The 17,661-nt window shown below is 63.9% G+C and carries 19 protein-coding genes; 16 read left to right on the top strand and 3 right to left on the bottom strand.

Annotated features, from left to right (window positions below; all coding sequences use genetic code 11):
* The first annotated feature begins 77 nt into the window (after positions 1-77).
* From RBB31_RS17320 to RBB31_RS17295, 6 genes are all read left to right on the top strand, one after another.
* The gene (locus tag RBB31_RS17320; protein WP_306130510.1) at positions 78-1,133 is read left to right on the top strand and encodes a ketopantoate reductase family protein; all 1,056 of its coding nucleotides are present in this window, start codon (positions 78-80) and stop codon (positions 1,131-1,133) included.
* 462 nt (positions 1,134-1,595) lie between these two features.
* Positions 1,596-2,603: a hydroxyectoine utilization dehydratase EutB gene (eutB, locus tag RBB31_RS17315; protein WP_306130509.1), complete on the top strand. Its 1,008-nt coding sequence runs from the start codon at positions 1,596-1,598 to the stop codon at positions 2,601-2,603.
* A complete protein-coding gene (locus RBB31_RS17310; RefSeq protein WP_306130508.1) occupies positions 2,593-3,579 on the top strand; it encodes a cyclodeaminase in 987 nt (328 codons plus the stop codon). Before eutB ends, RBB31_RS17310 begins: the two co-directional genes overlap by 11 nt.
* A gap of 7 nt (positions 3,580-3,586) precedes the next feature.
* Complete coding sequence (locus RBB31_RS17305) at positions 3,587-4,069, top strand: Lrp/AsnC family transcriptional regulator (protein WP_306130507.1); 483 nt, start codon at positions 3,587-3,589, stop codon at positions 4,067-4,069.
* Between the two features lie 113 nt (positions 4,070-4,182).
* On the top strand, positions 4,183-5,649 hold the full coding sequence (locus tag RBB31_RS17300) for an NAD-dependent succinate-semialdehyde dehydrogenase (protein ID WP_306130506.1): 1,467 nt from the start codon (positions 4,183-4,185) through the stop codon (positions 5,647-5,649).
* 11 nt (positions 5,650-5,660) lie between these two features.
* On the top strand, positions 5,661-7,031 hold the full coding sequence (locus tag RBB31_RS17295) for an aspartate aminotransferase family protein (protein ID WP_306130505.1): 1,371 nt from the start codon (positions 5,661-5,663) through the stop codon (positions 7,029-7,031).
* Positions 7,032-7,100: 69 nt separating this feature from the next.
* Here RBB31_RS17295 and RBB31_RS17290 read toward each other — a convergent pair whose 3' ends face one another.
* The 3 genes from RBB31_RS17290 to RBB31_RS17280 all read right to left on the bottom strand — a co-directional run bounded on the left by RBB31_RS17290 (position 7,101) and on the right by RBB31_RS17280 (position 8,959).
* A complete protein-coding gene (locus RBB31_RS17290; RefSeq protein WP_306130504.1) occupies positions 7,101-8,156 on the bottom strand; it encodes a YeeE/YedE family protein in 1,056 nt (351 codons plus the stop codon).
* A 42-nt stretch (positions 8,157-8,198) separates the two neighbouring features.
* Positions 8,199-8,507 carry a helix-turn-helix transcriptional regulator gene (locus RBB31_RS17285; RefSeq protein ID WP_254701854.1) on the bottom strand — a complete coding sequence of 103 codons (309 nt, stop codon included), beginning with the start codon at positions 8,505-8,507 and terminating at the stop codon, positions 8,199-8,201.
* Between the two features lie 83 nt (positions 8,508-8,590).
* Positions 8,591-8,959 carry a hypothetical protein gene (locus tag RBB31_RS17280; RefSeq protein WP_371931343.1) on the bottom strand — a complete coding sequence of 123 codons (369 nt, stop codon included), beginning with the start codon at positions 8,957-8,959 and terminating at the stop codon, positions 8,591-8,593.
* Positions 8,960-9,040: 81 nt separating this feature from the next.
* Here RBB31_RS17280 and RBB31_RS17275 point away from each other — a divergent pair, with 81 nt between their 5' ends.
* From RBB31_RS17275 to RBB31_RS17230, 10 genes are all read left to right on the top strand, one after another.
* Complete coding sequence (locus RBB31_RS17275) at positions 9,041-9,781, top strand: cytochrome c biogenesis CcdA family protein (protein ID WP_306130503.1); 741 nt, start codon at positions 9,041-9,043, stop codon at positions 9,779-9,781.
* Positions 9,782-9,799: 18 nt separating this feature from the next.
* On the top strand, positions 9,800-10,351 hold the full coding sequence (locus RBB31_RS17270; RefSeq protein WP_306130502.1) for a thioredoxin family protein: 552 nt from the start codon (positions 9,800-9,802) through the stop codon (positions 10,349-10,351).
* Between the two features lie 147 nt (positions 10,352-10,498).
* On the top strand, positions 10,499-10,972 hold the full coding sequence (gene soxX / locus RBB31_RS17265) for a sulfur oxidation c-type cytochrome SoxX (RefSeq protein WP_306130501.1): 474 nt from the start codon (positions 10,499-10,501) through the stop codon (positions 10,970-10,972).
* Between the two features lie 21 nt (positions 10,973-10,993).
* Entirely contained in the window at positions 10,994-11,416 is a 423-nt protein-coding gene (soxY, locus tag RBB31_RS17260) for a thiosulfate oxidation carrier protein SoxY (protein ID WP_306130500.1), read from the top strand.
* A gap of 23 nt (positions 11,417-11,439) precedes the next feature.
* The gene (soxZ, locus tag RBB31_RS17255; RefSeq protein WP_306130499.1) at positions 11,440-11,769 is read left to right on the top strand and encodes a thiosulfate oxidation carrier complex protein SoxZ; all 330 of its coding nucleotides are present in this window, start codon (positions 11,440-11,442) and stop codon (positions 11,767-11,769) included.
* Between the two features lie 59 nt (positions 11,770-11,828).
* Positions 11,829-12,656, top strand: a complete 828-nt coding sequence (gene soxA, locus RBB31_RS17250) for a sulfur oxidation c-type cytochrome SoxA (protein WP_306130533.1) — start codon at positions 11,829-11,831, stop codon at positions 12,654-12,656.
* 90 nt (positions 12,657-12,746) lie between these two features.
* On the top strand, positions 12,747-14,444 hold the full coding sequence (gene soxB, locus RBB31_RS17245; RefSeq protein ID WP_306130498.1) for a thiosulfohydrolase SoxB: 1,698 nt from the start codon (positions 12,747-12,749) through the stop codon (positions 14,442-14,444).
* A gap of 25 nt (positions 14,445-14,469) precedes the next feature.
* The gene (soxC, locus tag RBB31_RS17240) at positions 14,470-15,744 is read left to right on the top strand and encodes a sulfite dehydrogenase (RefSeq protein WP_306130497.1); all 1,275 of its coding nucleotides are present in this window, start codon (positions 14,470-14,472) and stop codon (positions 15,742-15,744) included.
* Positions 15,728-16,912, top strand: coding sequence for a c-type cytochrome (locus RBB31_RS17235; RefSeq protein WP_306130496.1), 1,185 nt, complete (start codon positions 15,728-15,730; stop codon positions 16,910-16,912). The genes soxC and RBB31_RS17235 overlap by 17 nt, the downstream gene beginning before the upstream one ends.
* Before the next feature lie 4 nt (positions 16,913-16,916).
* Entirely contained in the window at positions 16,917-17,636 is a 720-nt protein-coding gene (locus tag RBB31_RS17230; RefSeq protein ID WP_306130495.1) for a c-type cytochrome, read from the top strand.
* Positions 17,637-17,661 lie beyond the last annotated feature (25 nt).

Raw genomic sequence — 17,661 nt, 5'->3', positions numbered from 1 at the left:
ACACATTTACACGAATTTTGTAGAAGAATCTCTCTGCGCAATTATGTTGCGTGATGAAAATGCAAGGAGAGATCAACATGGCTCGCAAGGTTCTTATTCTGGGTGCATCCTACGGCTCGCTGCTGGGGACCAAGCTCTTGATGGCGGGGCAGGACGTGACGTTGGTGTGCCGCCAGGCCACGGCCGACATCATCAACGAAAAGGGCACCGAGGTCCGCATCAAACTGCGGGACGAGGATGAGCACCGCGCGTTCAAATCCGGCGACCTTCCCGGCCAGCTCGACGCCAAGGCGCCCGCGAACGTGAAACCCGAAGAATACGACCTCATCGCGCTGGCCATGTCCGAGCCGCAATACGGCAACGCCGAGATCACCGACCTGATGAAGCGGATCGCCGCAGCCGGGCGGCCTTGCATGTCGATCATGAACATGCCCCCCCTGCCGTATCTCAAGCGGATCGAACGCCTGGATGCCGACGCCCTGCGCCCGGCATTCAATAGCATCGAGCCGTGGGAAGATTTCAAGCCGGGCCTCGTTTCGCTGTGCAGCCCCGACCCGCAGGCCTTCCGCCCGCCCGAAGAGGGGCCGAACGTGCTGCATGTGGGCCTGCCCACCAATTTCAAGGCCGCGCCGTTCGAGGATCCGGCCCACACCGCCATCGTGCGCGAGCTCGAGGAAAAGATCGAAGCGGTGCGCGTGGACGGCAAGGATGTGCCCGTCAAGCTGCGCCTCTTCGACTCGCTCTTCGTGCCGTTCGCGAAATGGGCCATGCTGCTGACCGGCAACTACCGTTGCGTTCAGCAAGACGGTATTCGTCCCATCAAGGAAGCCGTGCACGGCGATCTTCTGGAATCGCAGGCGATCTACAAGAAGGTGTGCGACCTCGTCACGGACCTCGGCGCCGACGAAGAGGATCAGGTCCCCTTCGAGAAATACGCCAACGCGGCAAACGGCCTTCTCAAGCCGTCTTCTGCGGCGCGCGCCATCGACGGCGGCGCCGAGGAGATCGAACGCGTGGACTTGCTGGTCAAGCTGATCGCCGACCAGATGGGCACGCCGATGGCCGAGGCGGACGAGACGTCCGACATCATCAACAAGCGCCTGGAGGAAAACCGCCGCAAGGCGGCGGCCTGAGCGGGACGCGCTCGCGCGGGTGGCCCGGCCCACGACATTCCTTCACCAGGACTGCCGTGGCGCCGGATCATCCGGCCACGATTGCGACGTATCGCTTTGACACCCACCCGGCGCCGCACTGCCCGTCATAAGCCGCGCGCTTAGCCTGCGGTGAGGATATCTGGCAATCGGTTTGGCCGTCCGTCGCTTGGACATCGGTCAGTCACTTCTCCGGTCTGGCCGCACCTCCACAGCTCATGATCCGGCCCCGGAGGGGCCGCAAGCATTCTGACCTCCGGTCGATAAATTCCTGTCCGCTCCACACGAAAACGGGCAGCGAAAGGCATGCTGCCAAGCCGGTCCTTGCGGCGCGCTGTCTATTACGGTTGCGTTCCGACCATCCCATCCCCCATCCTGCACCAAAGCAATGCGGTGTTCGGCCCGTCCGTCCCCGCGCCGCAACCAGTTAAAAGGAGTGTCCATTTGGCGTTCGCCCTGTCCGATATCCTGGCCGCAAGACAGACCATCGCCGATGTCGCCGACGGTACCCCTTTCGTGCCGTCCCCGTTCATGACGCAGAAGACAGGCTCGGAATTCCTGCTCAAGCTCGAGAACATGCAGCCCATCGGCGCATTCAAACTGCGCGGAGCGGTCAACGCGGTGATGAATCTGGCGGAGGATGTAAAGGGCGTGACGTGCTGTTCCACCGGCAACCACGGGCGCGGGGTGGCCTATGCCGCCGCGCATCGCGGGCTGCGCGCGGTAATTTGCATGTCGAACCTCGTGCCCCAGGCCAAGGTCGACGGCATCCGGGCCCTGGGTGCCGAGGTCAGAACCTGCGGCCGCAGCCAGGACGATGCCTTGGCCGAAAGCCTGCGGCTGGTCGACTCCGAGGGGCTGGTCGAAATCTCCCCCTTCGACGACCGGCACGTCATCGCTGGGCAGGGAACCATCGGCCTCGAAATGCTGCTGGCGCGCCCCGATCTCGGCACGATCCTCGTCCCCCTGTCCGGCGGCGGTCTGGCCGCGGGCGTCGCGGTCGCGGCAAAGTCGATCAACCCCGGGATCCAGGTCATCGGCATCAGCATGGATCGCGGCGCGGCCATGCACGCCTCGATTGCCAAGGGGCATCCCGTGGAGGTGGAGGAGGTCGCCAGCCTCGCAGACAGTCTCGGCGGCGGGATCGGAATGAACAACAAGCTGTCCTTCGCGCTTTGCCGCGACCACCTGGACGATACGGTGCTGGTGACCGAAGAGGAGATCTATCACGCCATGCAGGTGCTCTTCTACGAGGACCGCATAGTGGCCGAGGGCGCCTGCGTCGTCGGCATCGCCGCGCTGCTGGCGGGCAAGCTGTCCGGCCTCCCGGGCCCCGTGGGCACTATCATCACGGGCCGCAACCTCGATATGGGGATGTTCCACCGGATCATGGCGGGCGAGGACATCCAACTGGGTGATACGCTGGTAAAGGGAAAAACCTATGTCCCATGAGATACAGATCGTGACCGAAGCCGACCTGCGCCAGGCGGTCCGGCTGGACGTGGAGATGGTGGACGTCATCGAACGCGCCTTTGCCGCGCTTGCGGGGGGCGACGTCGTCATGCCGCCCATCCTGTCGATGGACCTTCCCCAGGCCAATGCCGAGGTCGATGTGAAAACCGCCTATATTCCCGGCTTCGAGGGCTTCGCCATCAAGGTCAGTCCCGGGTTCTTCGATAATCCCGCCCTGGGCCTTTCCAGCCTCAACGGCCTGATGATCCTGTTCTCGGCCAAGACCGGCCTGGTCGAAGCCGTCTACCTGGACAACGGGTACCTGACCGACATCCGCACGGCGGCCGCGGGCGCCGTGGCCGCGCGGCACCTCGCCCCGGACACGGTCGAGACCGCGGGCGTCATCGGAACCGGCGTGCAGGCGCGGCTTCAGATGCAGGCGGCCCATCTGGTACGTCCCTTCAAACGCGTGCTCGTGCACGGGCGCAGCCCCGACAAGGCCGCCGCCTGCGCCGAAGACCTTGCCGCCACGCTGGGGATCGAGGCGGATGCCGTGGACGATCCCGCCGCCCTCGTGGCCGACAGCCAGCTTGTCGTCACCACCACGCCCGCGAGAGAGCCCGTGCTGATGGCCGACTGGCTGCATCCGGGGTTGCACATCACCGCCATGGGCTCCGACCAGGAAGGCAAGAACGAGATCGACCCGGCCGCTCTGGCCCGCGCGGACCTTTACGTCTGCGACCGCGTCAGCCAGTGCGAAACCAGCGGCGAGCTGGAAGCGGCCCGCGCGGCGGGCGTGCTCGCGGGGGTGACCCCGCCCGAGCTGGGAGAGATCGTCACCGGCTCCGCCACGGGCCGCCGGTCTGACCGGGATATCACCATCTGCGATCTGACCGGCACCGGCGCGCAGGACACAGCCATCGCCAGTCACGTCCGCGCCGCGCTGCCCGCTGCCGGCTCGCGTATCCGGACATGACCACCCGATGACCCGCCTCGACGCGCGCGACATCGAGATCCTGAAGGTCCTGGCCGAAGACGGCCGGATCACCAAGGCCGCCCTGGCCGAGCGCGTCGGCCTGTCGGCCTCGCCCTGCTGGGAGCGGCTGAAACGCCTGGAAAAGGCGGGGTTCATCACCGGCTATCACGCCGAAATCGCTTTGCGTGAGCTGGGCCCGCACGTCACGGTGTTCGTCGCCGTCGAACTGACAGACCACACCGCCGCGACCTTCCGCATTTTCGAGGACGCGGTCCAGCACCACCCCGAGATTGTCGCCTGCTGGGGGATCGGCGGCGGCTACGACTATCTGATTCAGGTCGTGACCCCCGACATCAACGCGTATCAGCGGCTGGTCGATCAGATGCTGAACGACAGGATCGGTATGGCACGCTATTTCAGCTATGTTGTCACCAAGCCGGTCAAGGGGCCGACCGCGCCACCGATCGAGGTAATTGTCGGACTGCAGTAGATTCTTCTGCAAGCGCGCTGGATGCGCAGAAAATTCCTCTGCCGCGGCGGCCGCATTCAGGCTCGGTCATTGCCCGGACACTGTAGAACTCCTGTAACTTACAGGAGGACACCATGCCCGACTCGTCTCTGCGACTGATCGAAGACCTGCGCCTCGTGCGCAACTTTTCCTACGTGGGCGGCAAATGGGTCGCCGCCGCCGATGGCAGCACCCTTTCCGTGACCGACCCCGCCGATGGTGCCGTGGTCGGCGAGGTTGCCAGCCTTTCCGCCGAAGAAAGCGGTGATGCCGTCACCGTCGCCCAAGAGGCCTTTCCCAAGTGGTCGTCCAAGCTGCCACAGGACCGCTCCGCGATCCTGCGCCGCTGGTTCGACCTGATCATCGAGAACCGCGAGGATCTGGCCAAGCTGATGGTCGCCGAACAGGGCAAACCCCTGTCCGAGGCGCGGGGCGAGATCGACTATGCCGCGTCCTTCGTCGAATTCTATGCCGAGGAGGCCAAGCGCCCCAACATCGAGGGCGTCACCAGCCACTTGAACACCGCCGAGGTCGAGCTGTGGCTCGAACCCGTGGGCGTCGTGGCGCTGATCACGCCGTGGAACTTCCCCTCGGCCATGCTGACCCGCAAGGCCGCCGCGGCGCTTGCCGCCGGCTGCACCATCGTCGCGCATCCCAGCCATGAGACGCCGTTCTCGGCACTGGCGCTGGCCGAACTGGCCGAACGCGCGGGCGTCGAGCCGGGCGTGTTCAACGTGGTCACGGGCCGCGCCTCGACCGTGGTGCCGCCATGGACCGACGACTCGCGGGTGCGGGCGCTGTCCTTCACCGGCTCGACCGAGGTGGGGCGGTTGCTCTACCGCGCGTCGGCGGAAACCGTGAAAAAGCTGGTAATGGAACTGGGCGGTCATGCGCCGGTGATCGTGTTCGACGATTGCGACCTCGACCATGCCGTGGCCGAGACCATCAAGGCCAAGTTCGCCACTTCCGGGCAGGATTGCCTGGGCGCGAACCGCATCTATGTCCAGCGCGGCATCTACGACGAATTCTGCAAGCGTTTCACTAACGCGACCCGGGAACTGACGATCGGCGTCGGGATGGATGACTGCGACCTTGGCCCGCTGATGAACGAAGCCGCCGTGGCCAAGCAGGAGGCGCATGTCGCCGATGCGCTGGAGAAAGGCGCGAAACTGGCTTGCGGCGGCAAACGCAATCCGCTCGGACGCCTGTTCTATGACGCGACCGTGCTGACCGATGTGCCCGACGAGGCCGAGATCATGCGTGAGGAAACCTTTGGCCCCGTCGCGCCGATCACCCCCTTCGACACCGAGGAAGAAGCCATCCGCCGCGCCAACGACACCGAATACGGCCTCGTGGCGTATGTCCACGCGCATGACCCGCGCCGCATCTACCGGCTCAGCCGCGCGCTGCAGTTCGGCATGGTCGCGGTCAACCGCACCAAGGTTACCGGCGCGCCGATCCCGTTCGGCGGGGTCAAGCAATCCGGCCTTGGCCGCGAGGGCGCCCGAAAGGGCATGGAAGAGTTCATGGAAATCAAATACGTCTGCCGCGATTGGGGCTAAGGAGACTACGAATGCTGAAGAACGATCAACTTGACCAGTGGGACCGCGAGAACTTTTTCCATCCCTCGACCCACCTGGCAGAATTCGCCCGGGGTGAGGCGCCGCAGCGCATCGTGACCGGCGGCTCCGGCTGTCATATCGAGGACCGCGACGGCAACCGCCTGCTCGACGCCTTTGCCGGGCTTTACTGCGTGAACGTGGGCTACGGCCGGCCCGAGATTGCAGACGCCATCGCCGCTCAGGCACGCGAACTGGCCTATTACCACGCCTATGTCGGCCACGGCACCGAGGCCGCGATCACGCTCGCCAAGATGGTGCTGGACCGCGCGCCCGACCACATGTCGAAGGTCTATTTCGGCCTGTCGGGCTCGGACGCCAACGAGACCAACATCAAGCTGGTCTGGTACTACAACAACATCCGCGGGCTTCCGCAGAAGAAGAAGATCATCTCGCGCTGGCGCGGGTATCATGGCTCGGGCCTGATGACCGGTTCGCTGACCGGCCTGCACCTCTTCCACCAGAAGTTCGACCTGCCGCTGGCGCAGGTGCTGCACACCGAGGCGCCGTATTACTATCGCCGCGCCGATGTGAACCAGACCGAGGAAGAGTTCGTCGCCCATTGCGTGGCCGAGCTGGAAGCGCTGATCGAACGCGAGGGCGCGGACACCATCGGCGCCTTCATCGGTGAACCCGCGCTGGGCACCGGGGGCCTCGTGCCGCCGCCCGCAGGCTATTGGGCCGCGATCCAGGAAGTGCTTGCCAAGCACGACATCCTGCTGATTGCCGACGAGGTCGTCACCGGCTTTGGCCGCCTGGGCAGCATGATGGGCTCCGACCACTACGGCATCAAGCCGGACATCATCACCATCGCCAAGGGTCTGACCTCGGCCTATGCGCCCCTGTCCGGCTCCATCGTGTCCGACAAGGTCTGGAAAGTGCTGGAACAGGGCACGGATGAGAACGGCCCCATCGGCCACGGCTGGACCTACTCGGCGCATCCCATCGGGGCCGCTGCCGGTGTCGCCAACCTGCAGTTGATCGACGACCTGAACCTGGTGCAAAACGCCGGCGAGGTGGGGGCCTACTTCAAGAAGGCGCTGACCGAGGCCGTGGGCGACCATGCCCATGTCGGCGAAGTGCGCGGCGAGGGGCTGCTCTGCGCCGTGGAATTCGTCAAGGACCGCGACGACCGCGTGTTCTTCGACGCCTCGGAAAAGGTCGGCGCACGGCTGGCCGGCGAATTGGTCAAGGAAGGCGTGATTTCCCGCGCCATGCCGCAGGGCGATATCCTTGGCTTTGCGCCGCCCTTCTGCATGACACGGCAAGAGGCCGACGAAGTGGCCACCAAGCTGGGCAAGGTCGTCAAGACCGTTCTGGGCTAAGCCCACCCCGATGCAGACACAAAGGCCGCGCCATCCCGGCGCGGCCTTTTCGTGTCCACCGCTGCTTTGCTACTCCGCCGGCGCGAACCCGGTGATCAGCTGTCTCAGCCCCAGCGCCGCCCCGGCGAAGATCGCCAGAAACGCCACCGGCGCGGAGAAGGCCAGCACCGAAAAGGCCGACACGCCCTGTCCGATACTGCACCCCACCGCCAGGATCGCACCCGGGCCCATCAGGGCGGCCCCGAAGATCTGGCGCTTCAACTCTCGCGGGTCCTCGCAGGCTTCCCACCGGAAATGCCCTTTGAAGCAGGACCCGGCGAAGGCGCCCACAACCACGCCCAGCACCGAGCCCACGCTGAACGACAGGCTGTTGCCCGAGGCGGTCATCGCGTAATAGATCGTGTCGCCGATGGGCGCGGCAAAGGAATGCGTCTCGACCGGTTCGGCCTCGAACCCCGTCATGGCCACCCAGTAGGTGCCGACCCAGCCAAGGACGATGGCCATGCCCACAACGGCGGCCCAGAACACCATGCCGGGCGAGCGCAGCATCCGGCCGCTGGCGAGGGAAAACATCAGTATGGCCCCGCCCAGAAGCAGGCCGGTCAGCGCGGGGCCAATGCCCAAATGCACCTGTGCCAACTGGCTGAACCCCTGCGGCGAACGCGCGCCGTCCTCGACGGTGAAAAGCCAGACGCGGAAATGGGCCAGCGGGCCGGACATCACCAGGTAGGCCGACAGCCCCATCACGATCACAATGACGAAGGACCGCAGGTCGCCCCCGCCCAGCCGCGCCAGCGCGCCGTAGCCGCAATTGCCCGACAGCGCCATGCCATAGCCGAACATCAGCCCGCCGACGATGGTGCCCAAAGGGTTCCAGACCCTATCGAGATAGGCGGCGGCGGTCCCGTCCATCAAGCCACCGGCCATGGCGAAATGCGTGCCGATGATGGCCACGCCGATGGCGATGCCCCACATGCGGATCCGGCGGTCGTCCGAGGAATAGAGCACGTCCTCGATCGCGCCCAGCGTACAGAAACGCCCCAGCCGCGCGGCCAGCCCCAAGGCCAGGCCGCCCAATAGCCCGATCAGCGCCGCGCTATTCGCTTCGCCCAGAAATTCCAGCATCCTGGTTCCCGTTTAACGACCGGGCGCTCTCCTCAGCCCCGGTCAGTCCTCCCTGCAAAACAGGTCATAGACGACTTCCATGATCTGCCTGGGTCTGTCGTCTGTCAAACTGTAGTAGATGGCCTTGCCCTCCCGCCGCGGTGTGACCAGCCCTTCCAGCCTCAGCCGCGTCAGCTGTTGCGATACCGCTGCCTGACGGGCCGACAGCAGGTCCTCCAGCTCGGTCACCGATTTTTCGCCCGAGGCAAGATGGCACAGGATCATCAGCCGCCCTTCATGGCTGATCGCCTTCAGGAAGTTCGACGCCCGCTGGGCATTCTTCATCATCTTTTCCATGTCCTCGGCGCACATGTTGGCGTCGAGCACCGGCAGCCGCCGCGTTTCAGGCTCGGATGCGTCGGGGGAATCTTGAGGATCGAGGGTCATGGGTATCGTCAGCCTGTTTTGTCGAGGTCGATGCGCGCCTCTTCCAGCATCTCGCCAAGCAGCCCCCAGAAAAAGTCCTCTCCGGGGTATCCTTCGATCCGGCCCAGTTCGGTTCCGTTCCGGACAAGGATGAAGGTCGGGGTGAAGCGCACGCGCCGGGCGAAATCCACGTCCGGCGTTTCGCTGTATAGATCGTAACGGCGCAGAGGCGCGGCCTGTCCTTCGGGGGTTTTCGGATAGGCCGCCGCAACCTCCTCGTTCCATCGGGCACACCAGTAACACCCATCCTCCTCGGCCATGAACAGATAGGTCTCTGCCAGCAGGGGGCCGGGCAGCCAGGTCAGAATAACGAGCACGAACGCTCTGAGTGCAGCCACGTGAAACTCCGATTGACGGCTTGCTAAAACCCATCATAATCTAATATTTGAATATTTCAAGGAAATGCGACGGGTGAAGGCATGTTTGACGTAACGATTTACGGGGCGTTGATCGCGGGACTATTGTCGTTCCTGTCGCCTTGCATCCTGCCTATGGTGCCTTTCTACCTCAGCTACCTCGCCGGCGTCGGCATGAACCAGATCACGGCAGAGGCCGCGATTTCCCGCGGCGTCCGGGTGCGCGCCTTTCTCGCGGCGTGTTTCTTCGCTCTTGGGGTAATCACGGTCTTTGTCGGGCTGGGCGCGTCGGCCACGGCCTTTGGCCAGCTGGTGCAGGAGTATTTCGACATCCTGCGCTGGGTTGCGGCGGCGATCATCATCGCGATGGGCCTGCATTTCCTTGGCGTGATCCGCATCGGCATTCTCTATCGCCAGTTCCGGGCGGATGCCGGCGATACCAGCAATGTCGGGCTCGCCGGTGCCTTCGTGATCGGCCTTGCCTTCGCCTTCGGCTGGACGCCCTGCGTCGGGCCGGTGCTGGCGGCGATCCTGTTCACGGCGGCGGGGCAGGACTCCGCGGCGCAGGGCGCTTTGCTGCTCTTCGTCTACGGTCTCGGCATGACGTTGCCGTTCATCGCGGCGGCGCTTTTCATCGGGCCGTTCATGCGGTTCATGGCGCGGTTCCGCCGTCACCTCGGCCTGGTCGAAAAGATCATGGGCGCGCTGCTGATCCTGTTCGGCGTCCTGATCGCGACCAACTCGGTGAACATCATCGCCCAGTGGATGCTTGAAAATGTCCCCTGGTTCAGCACAATCGGATAAATCAAAGGACACAGTCAGATGACCAGAATTTTCGCTATTCTTCTCACCGCACTTGTGGCGCTGCCGGTTTTCGCCGCCGAACTTGGCGATGATGGCCTGCACAAGGCCCCGTGGATGCGCGACACGTTCAAGGACCTTGGCGACGATCTCGAAGAGGCGACCGCCGAGGGCAAGCGCCTGCTCGTCCTGATCGAACAGCGCGGCTGCATCTACTGCACCAAGATGCACGAGGAAGTGTTCGTTGTCCCCGAGATCGAGCAGTTCATCGAGGACAACTATTTTGTCGTGCAGATCAACATGTTCGGCGATGTGGAAGTCACCGATTTCGACGGCGAGGCGATGGCGGAGAAAAAGGCCGTGCGCCGCTGGAACGCCATGTTCACGCCGACGATGATGTTCTTTCCCGAAGAATCCGAGGGCGAATTGCCTGCCGACAAACTGGCGGTTGTCACCATGCCCGGCGCGTTCGAGAAGGGGACCACCTTGAACCTGCTGCGCTGGGTCGTGGAAAAAGGCTATGAAACCGACGAGCCGTTCCAGAAATACCTTGCGCGGAAACTCGCGGAGTGACCGCAGGAATTGCTGCATACGCAAAGAAAACCAACTGGGTTTTTCTGCAAAGGCGAACAGATTTAAAAATTCGCTTTCTTGAATTTGTTGTTGCGTGAATCGTTTTTGTGTGTGCAAGTTTACCTTAACTGTCATACGGGAGGGCACATGACACGTCTAACTGCTTTTGCATCCGCAACCGCGCTATTTGCGACCGTTGCGGCTGCGGAAACCATCGCACCCCAGGATGTTGACTACGTCGATGGGGCGGTTGAAACGTCGCTGACCGGCCAGCCCGGCGACCCGCAAGCGGGCGCCGAACTGATGAACAAGGGAGCGGGCAACTGCATCGCATGCCACGCGGTCTCGGACCTGTCGCACCTGCAGTTCCACGGCGAGATCGGCCCGCCGCTCGATGGCGTCGCCGACCGCTGGAGCGAGGCGGAGATCCGCGGTATCGTGGCAAATGCCAAGATCATGTTCGAAGGCACGATGATGCCGGGCTTCTACAAGGTCGACGGCTTCACTCGCCTAGGCAACGCCTACACGGGCGAGCCGCATGAAGGTGAGGTCGAGCCGCTGCTGACCGGCCAGCAGATCGAGGACGTCGTCGCCTACCTGATGACGCTCAAGGACGAATAACTCAGATATCTGGAGGACAAGATGGAACTGAATCGCCGAAAGATGCTGGTGCTCGGCACCGCAGGCGCAGCCGTGACGGCCTTCGGCGCGCTGCCGGCCTTCGCGTCGGCCACCGAAGATGCGATCGCGAAATTCACCGGCGGTGCCGATGTGGGCGAGGGCGGTGTCGAACTGACCGCGCCGGAAATCGCCGAGAACGGCAACACCGTCCCGATCGAGGTCAGCGCCCCCGGCGCCGTGGCAATCGCGATCTTCGCTGATGGCAACCCGACGCCGCCCGTCGCGACATTCAAGTTCGGCCCGCTGGCCGCGTCGCAATTCGCGGCGACACGGATTCGCCTTGCCGGCACCCAGGACGTCATCGCCGTCGCCGAGATGGAAGATGGTTCGTTCAAGCAGGCCTCGGCAAACATCAAGGTCACCATCGGCGGCTGCGGCGGCTGAACAGAGGACAAGGAGAACAGAACATGGCCGAAGGTGTAAAACCCCGCGTCAAGGTCCCCAAGACGGCAAGCGCCGGTGACACGATCACCATCAAGACGCTGATCAGCCACCAGATGGAAAGCGGTCAGCGCAAGGACGATGACGGCAACACCATTCCCCGCTCGATCATCAACCGCTTCGTTGTCGACTTCAACGGCGAGAACGTGATCGACGTGAAAATGGAGCCGGCGATCTCGACCAACCCGTTCTTCGAATTCGAGGCCACCGTGCCGGAAACCGGTGACTTCAAATTCACCTGGTACGACGATGACGGCTCCGTCTACGAAGAGACGCAGACGATCACGGTCGGATAAGGCGCCCGGGCGTCAGGGAGGATAACATGAGAAAAACGACTGTAACGGGTGGGCGTCTGATGCTGGCAGCAGCCGCCAGCGTGTTCGCGCTGGCGGCCCATGCCGGGCCGGACGAGGACGAACTGGTTGTCAATGAAGAGATCGAGATGGTCACCAAGACCGACGCGCCGGCGCATTTGGACGGGCTGGACACGATCTATTCCGGTTGGCGCTTCCGCTCGGACGAAACGCAGGCCGTGCAGACCGACGACTTCGACAACCCGGCAATGCTCTGGGTCGAACAGGCCGCCGAGGTCTGGAAGACCGCGGAAGGGTCCGAGGGCAAGTCCTGTGCCTCGTGCCACAACGACGTCAACAGCATGGCCGGTGTCAGGGCCGTCTACCCAAAGTGGAACGAGGACGCGGGCGAGGTGCGCACGATCGAGATGCAGGTCAACGACTGCCGCGAGAACCGGATGGGTGCAGAGCCCTGGAAATACGCCGGCGGCGACATGACCAACATGTCGGCCCTCCTGGCGTCGGTGTCGCGCGGCATGCCCGTGAACGTCGCCATCGACGGCCCGGCCCAGTCCACCTGGGAAAAGGGCAAGGAGATCTACTATACCAGGTTCGGTCAGCTGGAACTCAGCTGCGCCAACTGTCACGAGGACAACTGGGGCAACATGATCCGCGCCGACCATCTCAGCCAGGGTCAGATCAACGGCTTCCCGACCTACCGTCTTAAGAACACCAAGCTGAACGCCGTGCAGTCCCGCTTCAAGGGCTGCATCCGCGATACCCGGGCGCATACCTTCTCGCCCGGCAGCCCGGAGTTCGTGGCGCTCGAGCTTTACGTCGCCTCGCGCGGCAACGGTCTCAGCGTCGAAGGGCCCTCGGTCCGCAACTAAACTCAATTCAAGGCTCCGTCCGTCGGGCGGAGCCTTTTCACCGCGCACAACATTCAAATATGCGCATATGATTTAAGGGGCGACTCACTCATGATTTCGCGCAGGGATTTCCTTCAGGTCGGCATGGCGGCATCAGCGCTCGTCGGGGCTTCGGGCTTTGGCAACTGGGCCAGACTCGCCGCACAGCAATCGCTGACCCAGGATCAGCTCTTGCAGTTCGACACGTTCGGCAACGTCTCCCTGATCCACGTCACCGACATCCACGCGCAGCTGAAGCCGATCTATTTCCGCGAACCCTCGGTCAATATCGGCGTGGGCGAGAACAAGGGCGAGGTGCCGCACGTCACCGGCGCCGATTTCCGCCGCCTTTACGGGATCGAGGATGGCAGCCCCAGCCACTATGCGCTCAGCAGCGGCGACTTCACGTCGCTGGCCCGTGAATACGGCCGCGTCGGCGGGCTGGATCGCGTGGCGACCGTCATCAACGCCATTCGCGCCGACCGTCCCGACGCCATCCTGCTCGATGGCGGCGACACCTGGCACGGCTCCTACACCTGCTATCACACCCAGGGCCAGGACATGGTCAACGTGATGAACGCGCTCAAACCGGATGCGATGACCTTCCACTGGGAATTCACGCTGGGGTCCGATCGCGTAACCGAGCTCGTCGAATCCCTGCCGTTCGCCGCGCTGGGGCAGAACATCTTCGACGCCGAGTGGGACGAACCCACCGATCTCTTCCCGCCCTACACGATGTTCGAACGCGGCGGCACCAAGATCGCGGTGATCGGGCAGGCCTTCCCCTACATGCCCATCGCCAACCCCGGCTGGATGTTCCCCGAATACGCCTTCGGCATCCGGGACGAGAACATGCAGGAAATCGTCGACCAGGTCCGCAGCGAAGGCGCGGAATGCGTCGTCGTGCTCAGCCATAACGGCTTTGACGTGGACAAGAAGATGGCCACCATTGTCAGCGGCATCGACGTGATCCTGTCGGGTCACACGCACGACGCCCTGCCAGAGCCTGTCGTGTCGGGCGAGACGCTCATCATCGCCTCGGGCAGCAACGGCAAGTTCGTCAGCCGCGTCGACCTCGATATCCGCGACGGCCGGATGATGGGCTACCGCCACAAGCTGATCCCGATCTTCTCGGACGTCATCGAACCCGATGCCGAGATGACCGCGCTGATCGACGAACAGCGCGCACCCTACGAGAACGAGCTGTCGGAGGTGATAGGCCAGACCGAGAGCCTGCTCTACCGTCGCGGCAACTTCAACGGCAGCTGGGACGACCTCATTTGCGACGCACTCCTGTCCGAGCGGGACGCCGAGATCGCGCTTAGCCCCGGCGTCCGCTGGGGCCCGTCCCTGATCCCCGGTCAGGACATCACACGCGAGGATATCTGGAACGTCACCTCCATGACCTACGGCGAGGCGTATCGCACGGAAATGACCGGCGAATTCCTAAAGGTCGTGCTGGAAGACGTGGCCGACAACATCTTCAACCCCGACCCCTATTACCAGCAGGGCGGCGACATGGTCCGTACCGGCGGCCTTGGCTACACCATCGACGTCAGCGCGCCGCAGGGCGAGCGGATCAGCAACATGACCCTGCTCAAGTCGGGCGAGCCGATCGACCCCGCGCATAACTACGTCGTCGCCGGCTGGGCCTCGGTCAACGAAGGCACCGAAGGGCCGCAGATCTGGGACGTGGTCGAAAGCCACATCCGCACACTGGGCACCGTCACGGCGCAGCCCAACGACAGCGTCGAAGTTACCGGCATCTGAGCCGTCAATCAGGGAGCGTTCAGCCATGAATGACCTTCTTAAATCCCCGTCCCGCCGCGCCTTCCTGCGTGGCAGCGCGGCAGCGGTCGCAGGTTCGGTCGCAGGCGCAGCCTCGGCACAACAGCCCGATCCGCTTATCACCGAGGTTCAGGATTGGGCCGCCATCACCGGCGAGGGGGTCGATGAAACCCCCTATGGCCTGCCGATCCGGTTCGAGGATGACGTGGTGCGCCGCAACGTGCCATGGCTGACCGCCGACCCGATCAGCTCGATCAACTTCACGCCGATCCACGCGCTCGACGGCACCATCACGCCGCAGGGCTGCGCGTTTGAGCGGCACCATTCCGGCGCGATCGAACTCGCGAAGGAAGATTACCGGCTGATGATCAACGGTCTGGTGGATACGCCACTGGTCTTCCATTACGCCGATCTCGAGCGTTTCCCGCGCGAAAACCACGTCTATTTCTGCGAATGCGCCGCCAATACCGGCATGGAATGGGCTGGCGCACAGCTCAACGGCGTGCAGTTCACGCACGGCATGATCCACAACATGGAGTATTCCGGCGTCCCCCTGCGTACCCTGCTGGAAGAGGCGGGGCTGGATACGGCCGGCGACCTTTCGGACAAGTGGGTCTATGTCGAAGGCGCCGACGCGTCCTCGAACGGGCGGTCCATCCCGATGGAAAAGGCGCTGGACGACTGCCTTGTCGCCTTCAAGGCCAATGGCGAGGCGCTGCGCAAGGAACACGGCTACCCGGTGCGCCTCGTCGTGCCCGGCTGGGAAGGCAACATGTGGGTCAAGTGGCTGCGCCGGATCGAGGTGATGGACGGCCCCGTCGAAAGCCGCGAGGAGACGTCGAAATACACCGACGTTCTGGCCGACGGCACGGCCCGCAAATGGACCTGGGTGATGGATGCCAAATCGGTCATTACCTCGCCCAGCCCGCAAGCGCCCATCTCCCACGGCCCCGGCCCGCTGGTCATCTCGGGCCTTGCCTGGTCCGGCCACGGCAGAATCACCCGTGTCGATGTCTCCCGCGATGGCGGCATGACCTGGGAAACCGCCCGCCTCGGCACGCAAGGCGACAGCAAGGCGCTGACCCGCTTCTACCTCGACACCACCTGGGACGGCGAGGAAATGCTGCTTCAGGCCCGCGCGATGGACGAGACGGGCTATGTCCAGCCCACCAAGGCGCAGCTGCGCGAGGTGCGCGGCGAGAATTCGGTCTACCACAACAATTGCATCCAGACCTGGCATGTCAAAACCAGCGGGGAGGCCGAAAATGTCGAAGTTTCTTAAAATATTCGCCCCCGCCGCCGGTGGCGCCGCGGGCGTCCTGACGATGGCCTACATGCTGGCCGACCAGTTCGTGGTCGACATCCCCTCGTTCGCCCCCGCGCTCGTGTCACAGGCCAACGCCGCCTCGACCGACGCTGCACAAACCGCTTCCACCGCAACACCCCAAGGCGGCTTCGGCCTGGGCCGCGAGGCCCTCGGCGAAGAGATCGCAGCTTGGGACGTCGACGTGCGCCCCGATGGCCAGGGTCTGCCCGAAGGCCGCGGTGACGTGGCCACCGGCGAACAGGTCTTCGCCGAGGTCTGCGCCGTCTGCCACGGTGACTTCGCCGAGGGCGTCGGCAACTGGCCCGTGCTGGCAGGCGGCTTCGACACGCTCGACAACAAGGACCCGGTCAAGACCGTCGGCTCCTACTGGCCGTACCTGTCGACCGTCTGGGACTACGTGCACCGCTCCATGCCCTTCGGCAACGCGCAGTCTTTGTCTCCGGATGAGGTCTACGCCATCACCGCCTACATTCTCTATTCCAACTACCTCGTCGAAGACGATTTCGAGCTTAGCCACGAAAACCTTGCCGCGTTCGAGATGCCCAACGCCGACGGCTTCATCGTCGATGACAGGCCGGAAACCGAGTACACGATCTGGCGCACCGAGCCCTGCATGCAAGGCTGCAAGGACAGCGTCGAGATCACCATGCGCGCCTCGGTCCTGGACGTGACCCCGGAGGTAGAGGGCGCCGATGAGGAAGCCGCCGCAGACCCTGCTCCCGAAGGGGCCGAGATGGCCGCCGCCGATCCCGCGCCCCCCCAGTCGGCCGCGCCCGGCGCCGTCGAGGACGCCGCCCCCGATCCCGAACTGGTCGCAGCCGGCGAAAAAGTCTTCCGCAAATGCAAGGCCTGCCATATGGTCGGTAAGGGCGCCAGGAACCGCGTCGGCCCCATGCTGAACGGCGTCATGGGCGCGACCATCGGCGGGCACGAGGATTTCGCGTATTCCAGCGTCTTCGAAAAAGCCGCGGCCGAGGGCCGGGTCTGGGACGAAGCCTCCATGGCCGAATTCCTGGCCGCGCCCAAAAGCTATATGAAAGGCACAAAGATGAGTTTCGCCGGTCTCAGGAAGCAAGAGGACATCGACGCCATCATCGCCTACCTGTCAAGCTTCGGGGACTGACCCCATGACGGTCGGTCCGCGCGCACTGCCCTTCGCGCTGGCGGCAGGCGTTCTGCCCTGCGTCGTCACCGCCACACTGGCGGAAGAGGCCGACCCGGAGGCCGGCAAAAAGGTTTTCGAGTCGTGCTCCGACTGCCACGAGGTGGGCAAAGGGGCCGAGCATGGCATCGGTCCGCACCTCAACGGCCTTTTCGGGCGTCGGGCGGCCACGCAAGAGGGCTTTGCCTATTCCGAAAGCTTCAAGCGCGCCGGCGCGGGCGGCCTGGAATGGCACGCCGACACCCTCGACGTCTATCTCGAGAAACCCACCGCGCTCGTCTCGGGCACAAGGATGAGCTTTGACGGGCTCAAGGACCCGCAACAGCGCCTGGACCTGATCGCCTACCTGCGGGGCTTTTCGGACAATCCCCGCGACATCCCCGAGGCGGATCCGACGAGTCAGGGCACGGATCACGACCTCGACCCAGAGATTCTGGCGCTGAAGGGAGACCCCGAGTATGGTGAATATCTCAGCGGCGAATGCGTGGCCTGCCATCAGACAGGTGGCGCAAACGATGGCATTCCGTCTATCGTGCAATGGCCGGAGGAAGATTTCGTGGTCGCAATGCACGCCTACAAGAACAAGCAGCGCAACCATCCGGTGATGCAAATGGTCGCCGGACGCCTGAGCGACGAGGAGATCGCCGCGCTGGCCGCCTATTTTGGCCAACTGACCAAAGAATAAAAAGAAATTTACCCTAGGGAGGACC

This window comes from Roseovarius sp. MMSF_3350 (assembly GCF_030733425.1).
Taxonomy (GTDB): Bacteria; Pseudomonadota; Alphaproteobacteria; order Rhodobacterales; family Rhodobacteraceae; genus Roseovarius.
Note: the sequence above shows the minus strand (reverse complement) of the source record. Positions and strands in the feature narration are given on the sequence as shown.

What these genes read in the sequence shown, in the direction of transcription:
- RBB31_RS17320 (WP_306130510.1), top strand. Translation starts at nt 78, where the DNA reads ATGGCTCGCAAGGTTCTTATTCTGGGTGCATCCTACGGCTCGCTGCTG.
- RBB31_RS17310 (WP_306130508.1), top strand. Translation starts at nt 2,593, where the DNA reads ATGTCCCATGAGATACAGATCGTGACCGAAGCCGACCTGCGCCAGGCG.
- RBB31_RS17305 (WP_306130507.1), top strand. Translation starts at nt 3,587, where the DNA reads ATGACCCGCCTCGACGCGCGCGACATCGAGATCCTGAAGGTCCTGGCC.
- RBB31_RS17300 (WP_306130506.1), top strand. Translation starts at nt 4,183, where the DNA reads ATGCCCGACTCGTCTCTGCGACTGATCGAAGACCTGCGCCTCGTGCGC.
- RBB31_RS17295 (WP_306130505.1), top strand. Translation starts at nt 5,661, where the DNA reads ATGCTGAAGAACGATCAACTTGACCAGTGGGACCGCGAGAACTTTTTC.
- RBB31_RS17290 (WP_306130504.1), bottom strand. Translation starts at nt 8,156, where the DNA reads ATGCTGGAATTTCTGGGCGAAGCGAATAGCGCGGCGCTGATCGGGCTA.
- RBB31_RS17285 (WP_254701854.1), bottom strand. Translation starts at nt 8,507, where the DNA reads ATGTGCGCCGAGGACATGGAAAAGATGATGAAGAATGCCCAGCGGGCG.
- RBB31_RS17275 (WP_306130503.1), top strand. Translation starts at nt 9,041, where the DNA reads ATGTTTGACGTAACGATTTACGGGGCGTTGATCGCGGGACTATTGTCG.
- RBB31_RS17270 (WP_306130502.1), top strand. Translation starts at nt 9,800, where the DNA reads ATGACCAGAATTTTCGCTATTCTTCTCACCGCACTTGTGGCGCTGCCG.
- soxX (WP_306130501.1), top strand. Translation starts at nt 10,499, where the DNA reads ATGACACGTCTAACTGCTTTTGCATCCGCAACCGCGCTATTTGCGACC.
- soxY (WP_306130500.1), top strand. Translation starts at nt 10,994, where the DNA reads ATGGAACTGAATCGCCGAAAGATGCTGGTGCTCGGCACCGCAGGCGCA.
- soxZ (WP_306130499.1), top strand. Translation starts at nt 11,440, where the DNA reads ATGGCCGAAGGTGTAAAACCCCGCGTCAAGGTCCCCAAGACGGCAAGC.
- soxA (WP_306130533.1), top strand. Translation starts at nt 11,829, where the DNA reads ATGCTGGCAGCAGCCGCCAGCGTGTTCGCGCTGGCGGCCCATGCCGGG.
- soxB (WP_306130498.1), top strand. Translation starts at nt 12,747, where the DNA reads ATGATTTCGCGCAGGGATTTCCTTCAGGTCGGCATGGCGGCATCAGCG.
- soxC (WP_306130497.1), top strand. Translation starts at nt 14,470, where the DNA reads ATGAATGACCTTCTTAAATCCCCGTCCCGCCGCGCCTTCCTGCGTGGC.
- RBB31_RS17235 (WP_306130496.1), top strand. Translation starts at nt 15,728, where the DNA reads ATGTCGAAGTTTCTTAAAATATTCGCCCCCGCCGCCGGTGGCGCCGCG.
- RBB31_RS17230 (WP_306130495.1), top strand. Translation starts at nt 16,917, where the DNA reads ATGACGGTCGGTCCGCGCGCACTGCCCTTCGCGCTGGCGGCAGGCGTT.